Source organism: Flavobacterium sp. LAR06 (genome assembly GCF_041946075.1).
Lineage (GTDB): Bacteria > Bacteroidota > Bacteroidia > Flavobacteriales > Flavobacteriaceae > Flavobacterium.
Genome location: NZ_JAUTYT010000008.1, coordinates 175,414 through 196,479, shown reverse-complemented (window position 1 = coordinate 196,479; position 21,066 = coordinate 175,414). Strand labels below are relative to the sequence as shown.

At 34.2% G+C, this 21,066-nt stretch carries 17 protein-coding genes; 11 read left to right on the top strand and 6 right to left on the bottom strand.

What is annotated here, in order from left to right:
* The first annotated feature begins 33 nt into the window (after window positions 1-33).
* The 4 genes from Q7C23_RS13545 to Q7C23_RS13530 all read left to right on the top strand — a co-directional run bounded on the left by Q7C23_RS13545 (window position 34) and on the right by Q7C23_RS13530 (window position 3,908).
* Complete coding sequence (locus Q7C23_RS13545; RefSeq protein WP_026985447.1) at window positions 34-708, top strand: response regulator transcription factor; 675 nt, start codon at window positions 34-36, stop codon at window positions 706-708.
* A gap of 1 nt (window position 709) precedes the next feature.
* Entirely contained in the window at window positions 710-2,113 is a 1,404-nt protein-coding gene (locus tag Q7C23_RS13540) for an ATP-binding protein (protein ID WP_375033028.1), read from the top strand.
* Between the two features lie 77 nt (window positions 2,114-2,190).
* On the top strand, window positions 2,191-2,913 hold the full coding sequence (locus Q7C23_RS13535) for a hypothetical protein (protein WP_375033027.1): 723 nt from the start codon (window positions 2,191-2,193) through the stop codon (window positions 2,911-2,913).
* Window positions 2,914-2,960: 47 nt separating this feature from the next.
* Window positions 2,961-3,908, top strand: a complete 948-nt coding sequence (locus tag Q7C23_RS13530) for a bestrophin family protein (protein WP_375033026.1) — start codon at window positions 2,961-2,963, stop codon at window positions 3,906-3,908.
* A 61-nt stretch (window positions 3,909-3,969) separates the two neighbouring features.
* Here Q7C23_RS13530 and Q7C23_RS13525 read toward each other — a convergent pair whose 3' ends face one another.
* On the bottom strand, window positions 3,970-5,388 hold the full coding sequence (locus Q7C23_RS13525; protein WP_375033025.1) for a PLP-dependent aminotransferase family protein: 1,419 nt from the start codon (window positions 5,386-5,388) through the stop codon (window positions 3,970-3,972).
* A 100-nt stretch (window positions 5,389-5,488) separates the two neighbouring features.
* Between Q7C23_RS13525 and Q7C23_RS13520 the strand changes: the two genes are divergently transcribed.
* Together Q7C23_RS13520 and Q7C23_RS13515 are read left to right on the top strand one after the other, a co-directional pair.
* Window positions 5,489-6,406, top strand: coding sequence for an EamA family transporter (locus Q7C23_RS13520; RefSeq protein WP_375033024.1), 918 nt, complete (start codon window positions 5,489-5,491; stop codon window positions 6,404-6,406).
* A gap of 144 nt (window positions 6,407-6,550) precedes the next feature.
* Window positions 6,551-8,812, top strand: a complete 2,262-nt coding sequence (locus tag Q7C23_RS13515; RefSeq protein WP_375033023.1) for an acyl-CoA dehydrogenase — start codon at window positions 6,551-6,553, stop codon at window positions 8,810-8,812.
* A 200-nt stretch (window positions 8,813-9,012) separates the two neighbouring features.
* Here Q7C23_RS13515 and Q7C23_RS13510 read toward each other — a convergent pair whose 3' ends face one another.
* The gene (locus tag Q7C23_RS13510; RefSeq protein ID WP_375033022.1) at window positions 9,013-9,357 is read right to left on the bottom strand and encodes a 5-carboxymethyl-2-hydroxymuconate Delta-isomerase; all 345 of its coding nucleotides are present in this window, start codon (window positions 9,355-9,357) and stop codon (window positions 9,013-9,015) included.
* A gap of 158 nt (window positions 9,358-9,515) precedes the next feature.
* On the opposite strand from Q7C23_RS13510, the gene Q7C23_RS13505 reads away from it, so the two are divergent.
* From Q7C23_RS13505 to Q7C23_RS13490, 4 genes are all read left to right on the top strand, one after another.
* Window positions 9,516-11,204 (top strand): DUF6377 domain-containing protein, encoded by a 1,689-nt coding sequence (locus Q7C23_RS13505; protein WP_375033021.1) that lies wholly within the window; start codon window positions 9,516-9,518, stop codon window positions 11,202-11,204.
* A 206-nt stretch (window positions 11,205-11,410) separates the two neighbouring features.
* Window positions 11,411-13,627, top strand: a complete 2,217-nt coding sequence (locus Q7C23_RS13500) for a glycoside hydrolase family 3 C-terminal domain-containing protein (RefSeq protein ID WP_375033020.1) — start codon at window positions 11,411-11,413, stop codon at window positions 13,625-13,627.
* A 140-nt stretch (window positions 13,628-13,767) separates the two neighbouring features.
* Window positions 13,768-14,418, top strand: coding sequence for a DUF1349 domain-containing protein (locus Q7C23_RS13495; RefSeq protein WP_375033019.1), 651 nt, complete (start codon window positions 13,768-13,770; stop codon window positions 14,416-14,418).
* A 254-nt stretch (window positions 14,419-14,672) separates the two neighbouring features.
* Window positions 14,673-15,812 (top strand): acyltransferase family protein, encoded by a 1,140-nt coding sequence (locus Q7C23_RS13490; protein WP_375033018.1) that lies wholly within the window; start codon window positions 14,673-14,675, stop codon window positions 15,810-15,812.
* Window positions 15,813-16,041: 229 nt separating this feature from the next.
* On the opposite strand, the gene Q7C23_RS13485 is transcribed toward Q7C23_RS13490, so the two are convergent.
* Both Q7C23_RS13485 and Q7C23_RS13480 read right to left on the bottom strand, forming a co-directional pair.
* On the bottom strand, window positions 16,042-17,148 hold the full coding sequence (locus tag Q7C23_RS13485; RefSeq protein WP_375033017.1) for an NADH:flavin oxidoreductase: 1,107 nt from the start codon (window positions 17,146-17,148) through the stop codon (window positions 16,042-16,044).
* A 6-nt stretch (window positions 17,149-17,154) separates the two neighbouring features.
* The gene (locus Q7C23_RS13480) at window positions 17,155-17,457 is read right to left on the bottom strand and encodes a helix-turn-helix transcriptional regulator (protein WP_026985435.1); all 303 of its coding nucleotides are present in this window, start codon (window positions 17,455-17,457) and stop codon (window positions 17,155-17,157) included.
* Between the two features lie 210 nt (window positions 17,458-17,667).
* Between Q7C23_RS13480 and Q7C23_RS13475 the strand changes: the two genes are divergently transcribed.
* A complete protein-coding gene (locus tag Q7C23_RS13475; protein WP_375033016.1) occupies window positions 17,668-18,168 on the top strand; it encodes a TlpA family protein disulfide reductase in 501 nt (166 codons plus the stop codon).
* 766 nt (window positions 18,169-18,934) lie between these two features.
* On the opposite strand, the gene lpdA is transcribed toward Q7C23_RS13475, so the two are convergent.
* Window positions 18,935-20,341 (bottom strand): dihydrolipoyl dehydrogenase, encoded by a 1,407-nt coding sequence (lpdA, locus tag Q7C23_RS13470; RefSeq protein ID WP_375033015.1) that lies wholly within the window; start codon window positions 20,339-20,341, stop codon window positions 18,935-18,937.
* A gap of 194 nt (window positions 20,342-20,535) precedes the next feature.
* The gene (locus Q7C23_RS13465; protein ID WP_375033014.1) at window positions 20,536-21,036 is read right to left on the bottom strand and encodes a hypothetical protein; all 501 of its coding nucleotides are present in this window, start codon (window positions 21,034-21,036) and stop codon (window positions 20,536-20,538) included.
* Window positions 21,037-21,066: the final 30 nt, after the last annotated feature.

The window sequence follows — 21,066 nt, the reverse complement described above, 5'->3', positions numbered from 1 at the left end:
ATCCTTATTTTTGTGACTAATACAATTATTCAAATGAAATTACTCATAGTCGAAGACGAACCAAATCTCTTATCTATTTTACGTAAAGGATTCGCTGAAAACAACAATGATGTTAGCGTTGCTCTTGATGGTAAAACGGCTTTAGAAATGATTCAGAATTATACTTTTGATGTGGTAATTTTAGACGTGATGTTACCGGATATAAACGGTATTGAAATCTGCAGAAGATTGCGAGCCGACAAAAATTTTGTGCCGGTTTTACTATTGACAGCGCTTGGAACCTCTGAAAATATTGTTACGGGATTAAATGCCGGCGCAGATGATTATGTGGTGAAGCCTTTTAAATTTGGTGAACTCGATGCAAGAGTAAATGCACTTAATAGAAGAGCCAATCAGGAAACTGAAAAAGTAGATTCCATTATCATCAGCGATTTAGAAATAAATAGTAAATCAAAAACAGTTAAGAGAAACGGAGAATCAATTGTTTTAACTGCTAAGGAGTTTAAGTTATTATATTATTTAGCCAAAAATACAGGCCGAATTGTATCGCGTGATCAGATTTTAGATAATGTTTGGGACATTAATTTTGATATGAATACCAATGTTGTTGATGTTTATATTAATTACCTAAGAAAAAAAATAGACAAACCTTACACAACCAAACTAATTCATACCATGAAAGGTTTAGGTTATGTTATACAGCCATAAAATGGATATAAGAAAAAAAATTACTTTTACTTATGTTGCCCTTTCTACCTTTAGTACATTGCTATTATGTGTTTTAGTTTTTGTATTGTTTCGTGAAAATAATCGATATCATTTCCTGAAACGTTTAGAAGACAGAGCTAAAATCGTGGCTTCAATTCATTTTCAAAATGATCCCGAAAAGAAAAAATACTATAGCAATCTTAAAAAAAATGGACTGGAAGAACTTATTGAAGAAGAAGAATATGTTCTTAAAATAAACAGTGCCAATAGTTTTGATTATAATACGAAACTGAATTTACCAAATGAGTTTTACTCCAACATTCTGGAAACCGGAAAAGACTATTTTGAGGTAAATAGTAAATATTACTTAGGCCAGATTTTTACAGAGAACAATCAAAAATATATTGTTATCGTTGGTGCGCGTGACAAAAGAGGGAAAACCACGACAGTTTATATCGTGAAAATATTGCTTTTTGGCGGAATCGGTTTTGTGATTCTGGCTTTCTTTTTGGGGCGTTTTTTGGCTAAAAAAGTTATTAATCCGGTGGCAAGAATTACAAAAGAAGTAAACAGAATTAGTGCTTCTAATCTTCATAACAGATTACCCGAAGTTAAAAATTCTGATGAAATATCAGATCTTACGCATACCTTTAATGATATGCTCGACCGACTGGAAACTTCTTTTGAAATTCAGGCTAACTTCATTAATAATGCTTCCCACGAATTAAAAACACCAATTACTACGATTATTGCCGAGTCTGAAATTATGCTTTTGAAAGAAAGAGCAGTTCCGGAATATATTCAGTCATTGGAGAATATTTACAGCCAGGCTTCAAGATTAGGAAATTTAACTGAAAGTTTGTTGAAGTTAACACAAACCGGTTACGACGGAAAAAAACAAGTTTTGGATATTGCCAGAATTGATGAGTTATTAATGGATGTAAAATCGGATCTGGATAAAATTTATCCGGACAACCGTGTTAGCATCAAACTTAATTTTGCTCCCAAAGATTCTAATTTACTTTTAATTCCGTGTAATAAGCCTCTTTTAGAATTGGCAATCAATAACATTATTACAAACGGAGTTAAATATTCAGATAATAATGAAGTGTTTGTGACGCTTTCTGCTAATAAAGACTGGATTAAAATCAGTATTAATGACATCGGAATCGGAATTCCGCCAGAAGATATTCCACATTTATATGAGCCTTTCTTTAGAGGGAAAATTGCAGCGAAATATATTGGTTACGGTTTAGGACTTCCTTTGGCTTCTAAGATTATCCGCATGCACGATGGAGAAATACAAGTACAGTCGGAACAGAATAAAGGAACGATTGTAACAATCATTTTTAAGAAAGACAATACCAAAAAAGCCAACATTAGAAATTCTAATGTTGAATCTTAGGAAATTCTAATTTTAGATTAAGAACCTTCTAATATACGAGTAGTTATTTTGTATGTATAAACTAAACAATTATACATATGAAAAATTTCCTTATACCAACGACTTTAGAAGAAGATACTATCAGCGCTGTAAAATCAGCTGTTAATCAGGCAAAAAATACTAATTGTGAGATTATTCTAATGATGGTTTCAGATACTCCTGATACTTTTTCATCATCACAGTTTTTGCGCGAAATGAGAGTTAGTCTTACCTCAAGCCAGGAATTAGTTCTTGAAACTTGCAGATATATTATAGAGCATACTCCAAACTGCAAAATAAAAATTCACAATCAATACGGACTTTCTGCTCCAATTTTTAAAGGAATTATTGAAGCTTTTGATGTGAAATTAGTTGTTCTGCCAAATTCTTATAAACAAGAAACAAAACGAATTCATCAATATCTGATACAATTGGCAGGAAATCAAAAATGCCCGATTTTGCATTTAGGAAACGAAGAATTCAAAGAAGATTTTAATAAAGCACTTTACATAGAAAACGGTAATGCTAATATGCATGTAAAAGATGTTCAGCAGTACTTAAGTGCCAATTTCTCTTTTGAAATTGTTAGCCAAACCTCAAAATTTGATGATAACTACGAAGAATTTGCTCCTTATTTATCAGAAGCCATTTCAAAATACGATATCGATTTGTTAGTTGAAACACGTAAAGGCGAAAAAATCAAATTCACAAAAAATAAAAAAGAAAATATCAACGATAGATTAGGACTTCCTGTTTTATCACTATATGAAGAAATAGCATAAGGTTCATTCCTTCAAAATAAATATAAGTTTAATTAAAAGCCGAAAATATGTTATTAAAGAAAAGAATTCCAATGAGGTACGTTCTCGGAAAAATTAAAGTAGAATTAGCACTAGTAATTACATACACGATATTATTCGAAATTTTTCATTACTATTTTATCAACCTGCCAGTTGATATTCCAATTGCAATTCCAACAATGATTGGAACCATTATATCTTTATTATTAGCCTTTAAATCCAATCAGGCCTATGACAGATGGTGGGAAGCACGTATTGTCTGGGGAGCAATTGTAAACGATTCAAGAACCTTAATTCGTCAGGTACTGACATTTTATAAAGACCCTGATTTTTCTGTAGAAGCAAGTGAATTCAAAGAAAATTTCGCCAAAAGACAAATTGCATGGTGTTATAGTTTAGGTCAGGCACTTCGAAATAAAGATGCTATAAAACCCCTTAAAGGTTTGGTAAGTGACGAGGAAATGCAATTTATTAAAAACCATCAAAATATTCCAAATGCAATTTTAATGCTGCATGCAAGAGACCTTCGAAATGCTAAAAATGAGAAAAGCATAAATATGTATCAGCAAGTGGAAATTGATAATACCTTATCAAGATTATGTGATCATATGGGTAAATGTGAAAGAATTAAAAATACCATTTTTCCAACAACATACAGCATGTATATCAGATTAACATTATGTCTGTTTATTTTATTGTTGCCTTTTGGATTAACCAGTGTACTGAGCTGGTTTGCTATTCCGCTGATTACAGCAATTGCTGCAGCTTTCTTTTTAATTGAAAGAATGGCAATTCACCTGCAGGATCCATTTGAAAACAGACCAACAGATACACCTGTTACTGCTATTGCAAACACGATAGAAAAAAACATAATGCAAATGCTGAATGAATATCAAAGTGAATTCGATATCATTAAAGAGTTTGATCTTAAGCCGGAAACAAAAAAAGTGGAAGCAGACGCTTATTTTGTTTTGTAATTAATGTTGGATTTTGATTTTGTTAAAACCAGACAGCGTAATTGTTGTCTGGTTTTCTATTTTAATGATGCAGCAGTCTTCCTAGTGTTTTGATTGATTCTCGTAATTCGTTAGTCCATGGCAAGCCAAAACTCAAACGCATGCAATTGGAGAATTGATCCTGAAAAGAGAAAATTCTTCCTGGTGCAAAGCTAATATTGTGTTTCATGGCCAAATGATAAAATGCCGCTGTGTCTATATTTTTGTCTAATTCAATCCAAAGAAAAAATCCGCCTTCTGGCTGACTTACCTTACTTCCGGCTGGGAAAGATTCTAAAACTGTATTGATATAATTATTACAGTTATGGTTCAGGATTTGTCGAATTTTTCGAAGGTGATTTTCATAACGTCCATTTTTCAGGAAATCGCCCACAACTTCATGTGTAATAGTAGGTGAGGAGAGTGTATGGTAAATTTTATTGCGTAATATTTGTTTTTTAAATTTTCCAGGTGAAACCCAGCCCACGCGATAGCCAGGAGCCAGCGTTTTAGAGACAGAACTGCAACAAAGTACAATGCCGCTTTCATCATAGGTTTTGCAATTGGTTGGTCGGCTGGAGCCAAAATACAAATCACCGTGAATATCATCTTCAATTAACGGAACATCGTAAAATTCCATCAACTTAACGACTTCCATTTTATGTTCAACTGGCATCATACTTCCGGACGGATTGCTGAAATTACTCATCAACAAACAGAGCTTTATCTTTTTTGTCGCAAGTGCTTTTTTTAAAGCTTCGAGTTCAATTCCGGTGGTCATATTTGTGGGCAATTCCATTATATATAAACCTAATGACTTAGCTAATTGCAAAATTCCAAAGTAGGCAGGACTCTCCGTAATGATAGTATCTCCGGGTTTGGTCAGCGTCATCAAACAATGTGATATCGCACTTGTGCAGCCCGGAGTGGTAATAATGTCATGTTCCGTTAACGAACCGCCCCAGGTAAAAGACCAACGGGCAATTTCTTTTCTCAAATTAAGATTTCCCTGTACCTGTTCGTAACTTGTGCCACTATTGGGAAGCTGACGCGTCGCCTGAATAATCCCTTTGTTTAATTTAGCAATAGGAAGAAGTTCATTTGATGGAAATCCCAACGAGAGCATCGTAATATTTTTATCCGTCATATTGCCATACACCTGATCAATCAAATCTTCACGATCAATATTCTGACATTTTAAAACGGGACTACTTGGAGTAGGTTCTGTAATAATCCTGGCCGAAGTATTACTCACGTAATAGCCAGATTGTGGTCTTGATTCAATCAATGATCTGCTTTCGACTTCATAATAGGCTTTGCTTACTGTACTCATGCTGTAACCTGTCTCGGCACAAACTTCACGTATTGAAGGAAGCTTATCACCAACATTTAAAACGCCCGATTTTATTTGCTTTTCGATGCGATCAGCAAACTGAAGATATAAGTAATTCGAATTTTTCATAAAAAAAAACTGTTATGGTGCAATTTACAAAAACTGTATCTGTATTGCTGTTTTATTTTTAAGAAATTTGCTTTAATAGAAAACTAAACAAAAAGTAATCGTGAAAACAACCAAATATTACATAGCAGCCATAACTTGTTTTGCAATCTGGGGATTTTTTAGTTTGGCTTTAAAGCCTATACATGAATATCCTTCTTTAGATATTTTATTTTACCGCGTCTTTAGTTGTAGTATCTTGATGTTGTTAATTGTTTTTACTTTTAAGAGAAAAAAAGTAGTAGAAACGGTTTCAATTTTTAAAGCATTGTCAGCTTCAGAAAAGCAAAAAGCGGTTTTATTGAATATTGGCGGAAGTGTTTTTCTGATGTTAAACTGGTTCACGTTTATTTATGTGATGAATCATGTAAGTGTAAAAGCAACATCGCTGGCGTATTTGGTTTGTCCAATTTTGACCACTTTATTGGCTTATTTTCTCTTAAAAGAAAAACTAAGCAAAACACAATGGATTTCTGTCGGACTGAGTGTTTCTGGTTGTTTGTTATTGTCTTACACAGCAATAATGGATATGTTTTTCAGTATTATTATTGGTCTGACGTACGCTTCTTATTTAGTAAGCCAGCGTATCAATAAAGGTTTTGATAAGTTTATTACGCTAACGTTTCATATTACCTTGGCAGCCTTATTTTTATTGCCTTTTTATCCGGCATATAGCGGGCCGGTGCCAACGGAATTTAAGTTTTATTTCTGTATCGAAACCATTGCGATTTTATTTACCATATTTCCTTTGTTTCTGAATCTTTACGCACTTTCAGGTATTAATTCATCAACAGTCGGAATGCTTTTAAACATCAATCCAATGATAGCTTTTTGTTTGGCAAGTTTTGTTTTTCATGAACACATTAGTGCTTTACAAATTGCAGCCTACAGCATTATTTTTATAGCAGTTATCGTTTTTAATTCACACCATATTTTTGCGTTAAAACAGAAATATACCCTGTCGTCTAAAGATTCTATTTAAATGTAATTTGCATACTTTTTATTGGTTTAAAAATAAAATTACCAGAATCTTAACAGGATCTTAAAGCAGGAATGAGTATTTTCATTCCTGCTTTTTTATTGAGCAATATTTAAAACTTTAATCCTAAACCGATTTTATATTCTTATGAAAAATACCAAGCTCCAAGCCTTTATACCTTTGTTCTATTTAGTGTGGTCCGATGATTTGTTAACTCAAAAAGAGTTTGCTACGATTCGGGAATTTATCAAAACACTAGTGTGGCTTTCGCCCGAAGAAAAAGAAAAGCTTCTTTCTAAAGTAGATATTTCAAATCCGCCTTCGCGAAATGAACTCGCACAATGGAAACTGGATATAGAGAAAAGCATTCATAATAAATCATCTATAAAATCTATTTTTGATATTGCAGAGGCACTTTCTGAAAAAGATGTAGACATTTCAACAATAAAACCTGAGTTTACAAAGCTTGAAAATGATCTTGGAATTTTAGGGGAGGAAGTAATTCAGAACTTCAAAACAAAAGCCAGTTCTTTTACGGCCAATTCTCAAACTACGTCGAATTTTGATATTCAGAAAATAACGGAGCTTTTAGATGGAAAAGAAGCTGCCATCATCAAAAAAGTAAAAACAGTTATTTCCAGACCTGAATTCGCTTATGAAACTTCCACGGACATTACTGTTTACAGACAAACTGTTTATAAGTGGTGTAAAATTTTAGCCGACGAAAACTTAGGAAGTATGGCGTATCCGAAGGAATATGGCGGTGGAGGAAACGTAGAAGATTACTTTGCAATCATGGAAACTTTGAGTTATCATGATCTGAGTTTAGTGATAAAATTTGGTGTTCAGTTTGGTCTTTGGGGAATGAGCGTTCAATCGCTCGGAACCGAGAAACATTATGCTAAATACTTAAAAGATATTGGTTCGTTGAAAATTCCGGGTTGTTTTGCGATGACCGAAACACATCACGGTTCAAATGTAAAAGGCTTAGAAACTACAGCAACTTACAATCATAATGAGCAGACTTTTACCATTCATACGCCCAACAAAAATGCACAAAAAGAATATATTGGTAACGCCGCAGTTCATGGACAAATGGCAACCGTTTTCGCTAAATTAATAATTGATAATCATGATTACGGTGTAAATGCTTTTATAGTTCCGTTGCGTGATACAAACGGAAATACTTTAGACGGTATTACAATTGGCGATTGCGGTCATAAAATGGGGTTAAATGGCGTTGATAACGGAACGATTTCATTTGATAATGTTGTTATTCCGAAAGAAAATATGCTGGATCGTTTTGCTTCTGTCAATGAGAAAGGAGAATTTGAAAGCCCGATTCCGAGTGATAACCGACGATTTTTTACAATGCTAGGAACTTTGGTTGGAGGTAGAATTGGCATTCCGCGTTCTGCTTTAGCTGCAGCCAAATCCGGATTGACAATTGCGATTCGTTACAGTGATCAAAGACGACAATTTGGCCCTGAAGGCGGTTCAGAAGTTCCGATTTTAAATTACAGAATGCATCAACGTCGCTTACTTCCACCATTGGCAAAAACATATGCGGTTCATTTTGCTTTGCAATATCTGACTAAAAGATTTTTGAATAAAACGGAAGATGAAATGCAGGAAATCGAGGCCTTGGCTGCCGGAATGAAATCGTATTCTACCTGGAGCACCAGAGATATTTTGCAGGAATGCCGCGAGGCTTGTGGCGGAAAAGGATACTTATCTGAAAACCGAATTGATGATTTAAAAAACGACACCGAAATTTATACCACTTTTGAAGGTGATAATACTGTTTTGATGCAGTTAGTCGCCAAAAATCGTTTATCAGAATTCAGAAAAGCATTTGGCGAAATGGGTTCTTTTGGAATTATCAATTATGTCTATGAAAATGCTAAAGTCGCTATTACCGAAAAAAATCCGATAGCAACCCGCAGAACAGATGATGAACATTTGCTGGATGATCAATTTCACTTACAGGCTTTTATTCACAGAGAAAAAACAATTTTGGCCTCCGCAGCGCAACGTATTAAGAAATTGGTTGATGGAGGTTTAGAGCCGTACGATGCTTTTAATGTGGTTCAGCACCAAATGATTGATGTCGCACAGGCGTATTTAGAACGAGTAGTTTTAGAACAATTTCAGGCCGCTATCAAAACGGTTCAGGATGAAAAATCAAAAGAAATTTTGACGAAGCTGAATCAATTATACGCGCTTTCGCAGTTAGAAAAAAACAAAGGCTGGTATCTTGAAGATGGTTATATGGAAGCGGTAAAAACCAAAGCAGTCCGTAAAATGGTCAATCAGCTTTGCTGGGATATTCGCCCGGATGCAGTGGCATTGGTAAATGCTTTTGATATACCGGAAAGTTGTTTGGCGGCACCAATTGCTGTTAATTGAGAAAATAGAAAATAGAAAATAGAAAATAGAGTATAGAAAATAGATCTTAGCTTTGTCAAAGTTTTAAACTTTGACAAAGCTTTTTTTTAGCCAAGAATTCACGAATCTTTTGAAAAACTTATGTGCAATCATTCGTGAATTCGTGGCTATTTTTTATAACAAAGCTTTGGTGATATAATTTTTGTTATATCATTAAATCCTTAAACCATAGTTTTATTAAAATAACTCGCATTCTCAAAATCTTTAATATTAATAGAAATCAGTGGAACTTCAGATAGTATTTCATTTAATTTTGTTACGATTGCCTTTGATAATTTTGCTTTTTGACCTGTATTTCGGCCTTCCATAATATATCCGAATACGTGAATGAAATCGTCTAATGTATTTCCGTTATTATAATACGAAAATGGATTGATACGGACTTTAATTTCAGAAGCAATAAAAAGATCGGTTGATAAAGCAGCATTAAAAACTTCTTGTATAATTTCTTCAGCAGATTTTAATCGGATTACGTTTTCGGAACAATCAATTACAAAATGTGGCATGTTGATGTAAGTTTTAATTAAGAGGATGTTCTAACAAAATTAGAAAAACATTGTGAAGATTCCTTTAAAATGATTTTTTTAACAGGGACTTTTTCTATTTTTTTTATTACGAATTTGAGGTTTTCGTAAAAAGTGTTCTTTATAAATAATTCAGATTAATGGCATCACTTTACTATATTTGTAAGCATCATTTATTTCTATTCAGTTTGAAAAATTGTTTGTTATTTCTTTTATTGGTTCTTTTAGGTAACCCGGTTCATGCGTCAGATAGTACAGATACTATTTTGGATAAGCTAAATGATGCCTTAAAAAACAAACAGCGCTATGTTCAGCTGAAAGAAGAACGCATTTTAAACTTCAAAAAAATCAAGTCTGATGATTTAACGAAGGAGCAGGAGTACAACTACAACAAAACGTTATACACAGAATATCAAAAATTCAATTCAGACTCGGCTATCTTTTATGTAGAAAAGAATCTGAAAATTGCCGAAGAACTTCAAAATAAAGACTTGCTAAATTTAGCCAAAATACAATTGGTTACGCTTTATTCTTCTTCGGGAAAGTATCGGGAATCTGAAGCACTTATAAAAAGCATTGATAAAAAGACATTGTCAAAAACATTGCTTCCTAATTATTATGTAGCTTATCGTGAATTTTTTGAGCATTATGCCGCCAATAGTTATAGTGTTCAATACATGCAGCAAATTCAAAAATACCGTGATTCTCTTTTGATGGTATTAGATCCCGGGACATTGAATTATAAAATTAATAAGATTCAGCAAGGCATGTACCTTAAAATGGGTACAGCTGAGAAACAGTTAAAGAACTTGCTTGAAAATACCAAAGAAGATAATCCGCAATATGCAATGATTACCTATCTTTTAGGGAGTATTTATGAAAGATCACATCAATTAGAATTCAGAAAAAAATACTATGCACTTTCTGCTACAGCGGATATAAAAAATGCCAATAAAGATAATGCTTCACTACAGGAATTGGCATTGGTTTTTTATGAAATAGGAGATGTCGATATGGCCTATAAATTGACGCAATCAGCGATTGAAGATGCTCTTTATTGCAATGTTCAGTTCCGTACGCTTTTGATGTCAGAGGTTTATTCGATTATCAATACGGTATATTCAGAAAGAGAAGCCAAGCGAAAAACAGAGCTTCAACTTTATCTTTTATGCATTAGTTTGCTATCAGCATTTTTGATTTTGGCTGTAATTTACGTTTACAAACAAATGAAAAAGGTATCCAGAATTCGTGGTGAACTATATGAAACCAGCAAAAAATTAGCCGAATTAAACAAAGATATTACTGAAACCAACAATCAGTTGCAGGAATGTAACGCACAATTATCAGAATCAAATCATATTAAGGAAGAATATATTGCTCATTTCTTCAGTCTGTGTTCGACTTACATTAATAAATTAGAAAATTATCGCATTATCCTTAATAAGAAGGCGACTGCAAAACAGTTTGATGAAATTTATAAAATGCTAAAATCAACAACTCTGGTTGATAATGAACTGGAAGAATTGTACAAGAATTTCGATATTATCTTTTTGAATTTATATCCAACGTTTGTAAAAGACTTTAATGATTTGCTTATTAAAGAAGAACAGATTGTTTTAAAACAAGGCGAATTATTGAACACAGAACTTCGAATTTTTGCACTTATTCGACTTGGAATTACAGACAGTGTAAAAATTGCAGCCTTTCTTCGTTACTCTTTAAGCACCATTTATAATTATCGTACGAGAGCAAGAAATAAAGCTGCAGTTTCCCGAAATGATTTTGAAGAAATGGTCATGAAAATCGGTTTAATCTCATTGAAAACGTAATGATTTATTTTAAATCTACTACTTTTTTTGCCAGTTTTAAAAAAATAACTAACTGATAATAAATGTTTTAATTTTTTATTTCACTACTTTTTTCGTTTAAAATTCTAACACGAACTATAACGTTTTAGCTTTACAATATTATTATAAGGTACTTTTGACTAAAAGTCCCAGCTTGTAAATTAAATGCTTTAATAAATTTAATAGTTATGTTTAAAAACGTTAAAACTCTTCTTGTCCTATTGATGTTGAGTTCGTTTGGGATGAATGCCCAAAACAATGTTCCGGTTTATCTTGATGATAAAAAGCCAATTAACGAACGTGTAGAAGATGCACTTTCGAAAATGACAACTGCTGAGAAAATTGCCATGATTCATGCGCAATCAAAATTCAGTTCTCCAGGAGTACAACGTTTAGGAATTCCGGAAAACTGGATGACTGACGGACCACACGGAATTCGTACCGAAGTTAAATGGGACGAGTGGGATCAGGCAGGCTGGACAAACGACTCTTGTATTGCTTTTCCGGCTTTAACGGCACTTGCAGCAACATGGAACAAAGAATTGTCTTCTTTATATGGAAAATCAATTGGTGAAGAAGCACGTTACCGTAATAAAAATGTACTATTAGGACCTGGTGTAAACATCTACAGAACACCATTAAACGGTCGTAACTTCGAATACATGGGTGAAGACCCTTTCTTAAGTTCAAAAATGGTAGTTCCTTATATCAAAGGCGTGCAATCCAATGGAGTTGCTGCCTGCGTTAAACATTTCGCTTTAAACAATCAGGAAACGAATCGTAACTCAGTAAACGTAATTGTTGATGATCGTGCCTTATATGAAATCTATCTTCCAGCTTTTAAAGCGGCTGTACAAGAAGGTGATGCCTGGGCAATTATGGGATCTTATAATAAATACAAAGGACAGCAATGTTGTCATAATGAGTTTTTGTTAAACGAAATTCTTCGTGGAGAATGGGGGTTCAAAGGTGTTGTAGTTTCAGATTGGGGAGGTGTTAACGATACAAAACAAGCAATTCACAATGGTTTGGATATGGAATTTGGTTCTTGGACCAACGGACTTTCATGGGGAACAAGTAATGCTTATGACAACTATTATCTGGCAAAACCTTATTCAGAAATGATTAGAAAAGGAGAGATTGGAACGAAAGAATTAGACGAGAAAGTGCGTCGTATTTTGCGTCTGTCTTTCTTAACTACAATGAATAAAAACAGACCGTTTGGATCTTTTGGAACAGAAGAACACGCTCAGGCAGGTTTAAAAATTGCTGAAGAAGGAATTGTATTGCTTCAAAATAACAACAACATTTTACCAATTAATCTTTCGAAAACTAAAAAGATCGCTGTTATTGGTGAAAATGCCATTAAAATGATGACTGTTGGTGGAGGAAGTTCTTCATTAAAAGCAAGATACGAAATTACACCGCTTGAAGGATTGAAGAAAAGAATTGGCAATCAGGCTGAAATCGTTTATGCACGCGGTTATGTTGGAGATCCAACAAGTAATTATAATGGTGTTATTGCAAAAGTAAGTTTAGAAGAAAAACGTTCTCCGGCAGAATTGACTGCGGAAGCTTTGAAAGTAGCGAAAGATGCTGATGTTGTACTTTTTATCGGAGGTTTGAATAAAAGTGAAAACCAGGACGATGAAGGACACGATCGTAAAGGATTGGAACTTTCATACGGCCAGGATAAATTAATTTCTGAATTGGCTAAAGTAAATAAAAACATAGTTTATGTAAATATTTCAGGAAATGCTGTGGCAATGCCTTGGGTAAAAGAAGTTCCGGGAATTGTTCAAGGATGGTTTTTAGGTACAGAAGCTGGAAATGCTTTGGCTGCCGTTTTAGTTGGAGATGTTAATCCTTCTGGAAAATTAACTTTCACTTTCCCCATAAAATTGTCTGATAACGGAGCCCATGCATTGGGTGAATTTCCAGGTGGAGAAGATGTAACGTATAAAGAAAGTATTTTTGTAGGCTACCGTTGGGCTGACAAACAAAAAATAAAACCATTATTCTCTTTTGGACATGGTTTAAGTTATACAACTTTTGAATACGGAAAAGTGACTGCAGACAAAAAACAAATGTCTGCTGGAGATCAGATTACATTTTCTGTGAAAGTAAAAAATACTGGAAGCAGAGAAGGTTCTGAAGTAGTTCAGCTTTATATCAGCGATTTAAAATCTTCTTTGGTTCGTCCAATTAAAGAACTAAAAGGTTTTGAGAAAGTCTCGCTTAAAGTAGGAGAAGAAAAAACGGTAACTTTTACTGTTGACAAAACGGCTTTGAGTTTCTTCGACGATAAAAAACACGACTGGGTTGCTGAACCGGGAGCTTTTGAAGCTTTAATTGGTGCATCATCTACAGCTATAAAATCTAAAGTGAGTTTTTCACTTCAATAATTTCATTAATTTTCTAAATTGGTTGGTTGTAAAGCTGCAAGTGTAAAAAGTTGCAGCTTTGCTTTTTCAATTAGTTAGATGTAAAATGTTAGGTATTAAAAGTTTAAATATCTTAGTAGTTAAATAAAAAAGTAAATAAAATGAAAAATATTCTATTTGGCGCCATGGTTTTATTCTTGGCACAAAACCTTTCAGCGCAAAGCCTGAACAAAATGCAGTGGTTTAATGAACCTGAAAAATGGGAAATTAAAAATAATGCTTTGATTATGAATGTAACCGCGAGCAGTGATTATTGGCGTATTTCACATTACGGATTTACCGTTGATGACGCACCGTTTTATTACGCAACTTATGGCGGAGAATTTGAAGCCAAAGTAAAAATAACGGGTAATTACATTGCAAGGTTTGATCAAATGGGATTAATGATTCGTATTGATGAAAAAAACTACATTAAAACCGGAGTTGAGTTTGTAGACGGAAAATTCAATATCAGCACCGTTGTGACACATGACAAAAGCGATTGGAGTGTAACTACGCTGGATAAAGCGCCACCTTTTGTCTGGATAAAAGTAGTAAGAAGATTAGACGCTGTTGAAGTATTTTTCTCTTATGATGATAAAAATTATATTATGACCAGAAACGCACCGTTACAAGATAATACACCAGTAATGGTTGGTCTGATGGCAGCATCGCCAGACGGAAAAGGTTTTGAGGCTAAATTCGAAAATTTTAAAGTAACACATTTACCGGATCAAAGAAGACTGGAGTGGCTTAAGAATCATCAGGAATAGATTAATTAGATAATTGAGATAATTAGATAATTAGATAATTATGTAGTTTTACCTAAGGCTTTGCGAATTCCTATGTTGTAAAGTTAATTTAACTGCAAAGTGCGCAAAGTATTTTTATAGTTTGCTTGCAATTGGCTTTATTAAGTTCGTAAAGCTTTGCGATCTTTGCGTAAAACCATTGCGTACTTTGCGGTTAAATAAGTTCAATAATAATTAACCATTAACCATTAACAACTAACCATTAACCATTTTTTATGAGTTCAATTTCTACCGATTTTAAACCAAAAAAACATTACGAAATTCTTGACGGTTTGCGTGGAGTAGCTGCTATTTTAGTAGTTGCATTTCATATTTTTGAAGCGCATGCCGGAGGAAGCCGATTTAAACAAATCATCAATCACGGTTATTTAGCTGTCGATTTCTTTTTCCTCTTATCCGGGTTTGTTGTGGCTTATGCCTACGACGATCGCTGGGCAAAAATGACCCAATGGGAGTTTTACAAACGACGTTTGATTCGCTTACAACCCATGGTTATTATGGGAATGATAATTGGCGCTATATTTTACTATTTTCAGGCTTCCGATATTTTATTTCCAATGATTGTCGGAATGGAAGTGTGGAAGGTAATTTTAACCATGGTGATCGGATTTACATTATTGCCAATTCCGCCTTCTCTGGAAATCAGGGGTTGGGGTGAGATGCATCCGCTTGACGGGCCGGCATGGTCGCTTTTCTTCGAATATATTGCCAATATTTTATACGCTGTTTTGTTTCGTAAATTCTCGAATAAAGTAATGACCATTTTTGTATTGATATTCGCAGGAATGTTGATTAATTATACTGTTTTCGGACCAAAAGGAGACGTTATTGGCGGCTGGTCTTTGAATCTGGAACAAATGAATGTTGGATTTACCCGTTTATTATATCCATTTTTTGCAGGTGTTTTATTTTGCCGTTTAGGAAAACTAATTCATATAAAAGGCGCTTTCTGGATTTGCAGTTTAATGATTTCCGCAGTGCTTATCATACCAAGAATTGGAGATGAAAACAGCTTATGGATGAACGGTTTATATGAATCTTTCTGTATTATTTTAGTATTTCCTCTTATTGTTGCGATTGGTGCGGGAGGGGAAATTAAAAGTGCTTTTTCTGCTAAAATCTGCAAGCTTTTAGGTGATATATCTTATCCGATTTATATTACCCATTATCCGTTAATTTATTGGTATACTGCCTGGGTTGTTGATAATAAAGTAGAGATAAGAGACGGCTACGTGATTGGAATAGGTGTTTTAATTTCAAGTATTGTTATTGCTTATTTATGCTTGAAATTATATGATGAGCCTGTTAGAAATTGGCTTCAGAATAAATTCCAGAAAAGAAGAGTTTCTTTGTAAAGGGACAAAGGCTCAAAGATGCAAAGGTTAAAAACTTTGCCCCTTTGTACCTCTGCAACTCTGTACCTAACAAAAGATATTGAATTTCTAATTTTGTTAGTTATTAGCTATTCAAAAAAAGGGATGAAACAAATTATGTTTCATCCCTTTTGTATTTTTGAAAAAAGGGACAAAGCTTCAAAGGTTAAAACCTTTGTCCCTCTGAACCTTTGTCCCTCTGAACCTTAATTTATTCTAAAACCAATGCTCCCAAAGCTTCTTTACTGAAACCTTTCAATTGATCCATTTTTCCGGCTTTGATTTTCGCAACCCAATTAGGATCAGATAAAAGAGGTCTTCCAACAGCAACCAAATCAAAATCGCCTCTGTCGAAACGTCTGTTTAATTCTTCTAAAGAAGTTGGCTCAGAACTTTCTCCGGCAAAAGCACCAAAGAAATCGCTTGAAAGTCCAACAGAACCTACTGTAATAGTTGGTGCTCCGGTTACTTTTTTAGCCCATCCTGCAAAGTTTAAATCAGAATCTTCAAATTCAGGTTCCCAGAAACGACGTTGTGAACAGTGTAAAATATCAACTCCGGCATCAACAAGAGGTGTAAGCCATGCTTCTAATTCTTGTGGGTTTTTAGCTAGTTTATAATTATAATCAGAAGGTTTAAATTGAGAAAAACGCATAATTACAGCGAAATCATCACCTGCTTGTTTTCTAATTTCTTTTACTACTTCAATAGCAAAACGATTACGTTCAGGTAATGTTTTTCCACCATAAATATCAGTACGTAAATTTGTTTCAGCTCTAAAAAACTGGTCAATTAAATATCCGTGTGCACCGTGAATTTCAATAGTATCAAAACCTAGTCTTTTAGCATCTGCAGCAGCTTTTCCGAAAGCAAGAATAGTATCTTCAATATCTTTTTCAGACATCGCCACACCATTTCTAAAATCTGGTCGGTTTAAACCAGACGGTCCTTCAAAAGGAACTGGCGGTACCCATCCTGAATGGTGGTTGTCCATAATTCCCATATGCCAGATTTGTGGTCCCATTTGACCGCCGGCAGCATGAACTTCATCAATAACGTTTTTCCATCCTTTTAGTGCTGCATCTCCATAAAAGTGAGGCACATTAGCATCATTAGATGATGAAGGTCTGTCGATCACAGTTCCTTCAGATAATATTAATCCAACTTCACCTTCAGCTCTTTTTTGGTAGTAAGAAGCTACTTCATCAGTTGGAATTCCGTTTGGCGAAAAGGAGCGTGTCATTGGCGCCATTACGATTCTATTTTTAAGATTTAACGTTTTTAAGTTAAATGGCGAAAACAGGTTGTTTGTACTCATAGTAATTTACAAATTAGTTTGAATTAATTTACTGAGTGCTTCAAAGGCACCTTCGTTGCGTTTGTAGTAAGTCCATTGTCCAACGCGTTTGGCTTCGATAAAGCCGGCACGTTGTAAAATCGACAGATATTCAGAAACGGTAGATTGCGTCAGGCCTGCCTTGGCTTGTATTTGCCCTACACAAACGCCATGCTCAAATCCTGCATGCTGGAGTTGATCAGGAAAGTGTATTTCGGGTTCTTTTAGCCATTCCAGCATTTGCAATCTGGATTTGTTTGACAGTGCCTTAAAGATTTCTATTTGTTCCATGGCGCAAATATATCGACTTTTCCCGATATACCAATTTAAGAAAAAATATTTAGGAAAATTTTATGACGAAGGGAAGAATTATAAAGAAGTATTTATATTTGCTAATGTATAAATCTCGCAAAGTCGCAGAGTCGCAAAGTTTTTAAACTTGAAACCTGAAACAAAGAAAACTTGAAACTTTGCAAAAGCCCCAATAAAACTTAACCAATTATGAAAAAAACTTTACTTATTTTAGGATTCTTATGTTGCGTCATAACCAGTTCAAAAGCTCAGGTTGTAGGCCTTGAAGTAGGAGATATAGCACCAGAAATTGACCTTCCGGATACGAAAGGGAATAATGTAGCCCTTACTTCTTTAAGAGGAGATTTAGTTTTAATTGACTTTTGGGCATCATGGTGTGGACCGTGTACAAAGGAACATCCGGAATTGATAAAATTATACAATACTTATTCTAGTAAATTATCTATTTACAGCGTTTCAATGGATACTAAAAAACCACTTTGGTTAGGAGCAATTGCTAAACAAAAACTTCCATGGATACAAGTAAGTGATCTTAAATATTGGAAATCTCCGGCAGCTGTAGATTATATGCTTCAATCTGTACCATTAAATTTTTTAATAGACAAAAACGGAATTATTCTGGCTAAAAACATTCATGGAAATGCTTTGAATGAAATGGTGAAAAGCATATTGGAGCCACAGCAAAACTAGAAAGGAAATTATTACATGGAGTCAAAACTCAGCTTACAAGAATTTCGAGTAAGATTAATAAATAATACTGAAGTTGGATCTACAAAGTCACAACTGGGAAAGGTTAGAATATTTCCTATATCAGGTGCAATAAAGTCTTTTTATGGATTTTTTGATGATAACAGTTTTAGTTTAACTGTAAATTCGACGAAGTCATCAACAAATTTTATTATAAGAGGAAAATATGAGAACATTAATAATAGACTTAAAGTTGATTGTATTGTTGAACCAGTTAATAAGTATAAGCAATTTTGGGTGTACTATTCTCCAATAATTCTTATACTGGCAATCAATATATTTTTTCTGTTTTTTGCGAAAGGACTCAGACGAGCGTCTACAATCGTTAATTTGTTTTTACTTTTTATGGCTTTCTATTCGAGATGGAATGAAGAGAGAAAAAGGAAAAAATTAGAACAAAAGTTTATCAGTATTTTTGAAATTAGATAACAAATTAATTTTACCGCAAAGCACGCGAAGTATTTTTTTGATGTGTTTGTAGTGGACTTTAAAGTTCGCAAAGCTGTATGTGATTGACTTGGTCTATGCGTTTGTGAACTTTGTGGAATTCCTTTGTGAACTTTGTGGTAAAATTTATCGCAAAGAGCGCAAAGTATGTTTTTTATTGGTATGTGATAGTTGGCTTTATTAAGTTCGCAAAGCTGTATGTGATTAACTTTGCGAACATTGCGGTTAAGCTACACAATCCAAACCTGAAACCTGAAACAGTTTAAATGTTAATAGCCCCTTGTCCCGAAGCAATCATATAAGCTTCTTTTAAAGTTTCAGAGTAAGTTGGATGAGCATATGAAATTCGGAACATATCTTCATCAGTAACTTCATATTCCATACCAATTACACCTTGTGCAATTAAATCGGCAGCTCGGGGGCCGATGATGTGCATGCCTAGCAGTTCGCCGTATTTTGGATCGGAAAGAATTTTAGAAAAACCATCTTTTTCCATAGCAGCTCTTGCTCTTGCGCTGGCTGAGAAAGGAAATTTTCCGACACGATATTCTATATTCTTCTCTTTCAGTTCTTCTTCCGTATAACCAACAGAAGCAACCTCAGGCCAGGTATACACAACACCAGGAATCAATTTGTAATTGATATGAGGTTTTTGTCCGTTAATGGTTTCGGCGACGAAAATACCTTCTTCTTCTGCTTTGTGAGCCAGCATTGCTCCGGCAACAACATCACCAATGGCATAAATAGTATCAACTTTGGTTTGGAGTTTTTCATTGGTTACAATTCTGCCTTTCGAATCTACTTCTAAGCTAGTGTTTTCCAGACCTAAACCTTCTGTGTAAGGTTTTCTTCCAACCGCAACCAAACAATAATCAGCCGTAATTTCCTGTGGAGCATTTGCTGAGTCAAGAAAACTGACTGTTGTGTTTTTGCCGTTATTTTTTGCTGATTGTACTTTATGGCTCAGTAAAATTTTAATATTCTGCTTGGTAAATATCTTTTTAAGCTCTTTTCCTAAATCCTTATCCATTGTCGGAATCAGGCTGTCAAAATATTCAATTATAGTAATGTCGACGCCTATTCTTGCATATATTGAAGCCATTTCGACACCAATAACACCACCGCCAATAATTACCATGCTTTTTGGTTTCTCAGGAAGTGAAAGTGCTTCTGTAGAAGTAATTATTCTTTTTTTATCAATTTCAACACCTGGAATTGTGGCTGGTTTAGAGCCTGTAGCAATAATATAATAGGTTGAAGAAATTGTTGTTGATGAATTGTCTGTTCCTTTTACACTTATTTCTTTGTTGTTTAAAAATGAAGCAATTCCTTCAAAAACTTCAATTTTATTTTTCTTCATTAAAAAATTAAGACCGTTTATATTTTGTTCGACAACTTCGCTTTTCCTTTTAATTAATTGGGTAAAATCTAAACTAAGCTTACCTGTATTGATACCATGAGTGGCAAATTTGGTTTCGGCGGTATGATAATGTTCTGTACTGTCGAGTAGTGCTTTTGTGGGGATACAGCCTACATTGGTACAAGTACCGCCTAAAGCTTTGTATTTTTCGACAATTGCAGTTTTATAACCCAATTGCGAACATCTAATTGCCGAGGCATAGCCGCCCGGACCTGAACCAATAACGATGATATCAAATTTTGTTTCCATAGGTAAAATTTAGTTATGTTTTCAAAAAAGGATTAATGGCACGATACCAATACTTTTAGATTAAGCAATCATTGTTCCTTTTGTTAAGTTTTTGAAATATAAGAAATTATACTTTAGGGCGGAAAATAATTTATGCTATTTCGTTAATTAATTTATTGAATTAGTGATATTTAAGAAAAAATAATATTTGGTTTTTAGAAAGCAATTCCAAATTGAAAACCTACCGTAAAAGTAGCCGGATGATCGTTACCAAATCTAATCGGAAGCGGAACTGCAACAAAATAACTGCAATTCTCACTTTTAAGAACCGTTTTATTAATTACAGGTGTAAAACCATATCTTCCACTGCTTTCAAAGGCTGCTCGTCCGGCAAAAGTATAACCCTTTCCTAAGGCAACCAGAACACCGGGATGGAATAATATATTGGTTACTTTGTCACTAGCGCCTTGTACTTTTATATTCGGAACAATTTCGAAAGAGAAACCTATTTTTGAGCTTTTCCAAATGTTAATTCCGGTTGGAAAACCAACAGCATAATAATCCCTGAAATTTAAATTGGTTTGTTCACTACTTATCGTTACAATTGGATGCATAACGCCAAAATAACCCGTAATTTTAGGATAAGTTGTTTGAGAAAAGGAATTAAAACTGGTCAAAAATAAAGCAATAATTGTAATGTGTCTGAATGAAATCATAATAGTTTTGGTTGATGAAACAAAACTATA

What these genes read in the sequence shown, in the direction of transcription:
- Q7C23_RS13545 (WP_026985447.1), top strand. Translation starts at nt 34, where the DNA reads ATGAAATTACTCATAGTCGAAGACGAACCAAATCTCTTATCTATTTTA.
- Q7C23_RS13540 (WP_375033028.1), top strand. Translation starts at nt 710, where the DNA reads ATGGATATAAGAAAAAAAATTACTTTTACTTATGTTGCCCTTTCTACC.
- Q7C23_RS13535 (WP_375033027.1), top strand. Translation starts at nt 2,191, where the DNA reads ATGAAAAATTTCCTTATACCAACGACTTTAGAAGAAGATACTATCAGC.
- Q7C23_RS13530 (WP_375033026.1), top strand. Translation starts at nt 2,961, where the DNA reads ATGTTATTAAAGAAAAGAATTCCAATGAGGTACGTTCTCGGAAAAATT.
- Q7C23_RS13525 (WP_375033025.1), bottom strand. Translation starts at nt 5,388, where the DNA reads ATGAAAAATTCGAATTACTTATATCTTCAGTTTGCTGATCGCATCGAA.
- Q7C23_RS13515 (WP_375033023.1), top strand. Translation starts at nt 6,551, where the DNA reads ATGAAAAATACCAAGCTCCAAGCCTTTATACCTTTGTTCTATTTAGTG.
- Q7C23_RS13510 (WP_375033022.1), bottom strand. Translation starts at nt 9,357, where the DNA reads ATGCCACATTTTGTAATTGATTGTTCCGAAAACGTAATCCGATTAAAA.
- Q7C23_RS13505 (WP_375033021.1), top strand. Translation starts at nt 9,516, where the DNA reads ATGGCATCACTTTACTATATTTGTAAGCATCATTTATTTCTATTCAGT.
- Q7C23_RS13500 (WP_375033020.1), top strand. Translation starts at nt 11,411, where the DNA reads ATGTTTAAAAACGTTAAAACTCTTCTTGTCCTATTGATGTTGAGTTCG.
- Q7C23_RS13495 (WP_375033019.1), top strand. Translation starts at nt 13,768, where the DNA reads ATGAAAAATATTCTATTTGGCGCCATGGTTTTATTCTTGGCACAAAAC.
- Q7C23_RS13490 (WP_375033018.1), top strand. Translation starts at nt 14,673, where the DNA reads ATGAGTTCAATTTCTACCGATTTTAAACCAAAAAAACATTACGAAATT.
- Q7C23_RS13485 (WP_375033017.1), bottom strand. Translation starts at nt 17,148, where the DNA reads ATGAGTACAAACAACCTGTTTTCGCCATTTAACTTAAAAACGTTAAAT.
- Q7C23_RS13480 (WP_026985435.1), bottom strand. Translation starts at nt 17,457, where the DNA reads ATGGAACAAATAGAAATCTTTAAGGCACTGTCAAACAAATCCAGATTG.
- Q7C23_RS13475 (WP_375033016.1), top strand. Translation starts at nt 17,668, where the DNA reads ATGAAAAAAACTTTACTTATTTTAGGATTCTTATGTTGCGTCATAACC.
- lpdA (WP_375033015.1), bottom strand. Translation starts at nt 20,341, where the DNA reads ATGGAAACAAAATTTGATATCATCGTTATTGGTTCAGGTCCGGGCGGC.
- Q7C23_RS13465 (WP_375033014.1), bottom strand. Translation starts at nt 21,036, where the DNA reads ATGATTTCATTCAGACACATTACAATTATTGCTTTATTTTTGACCAGT.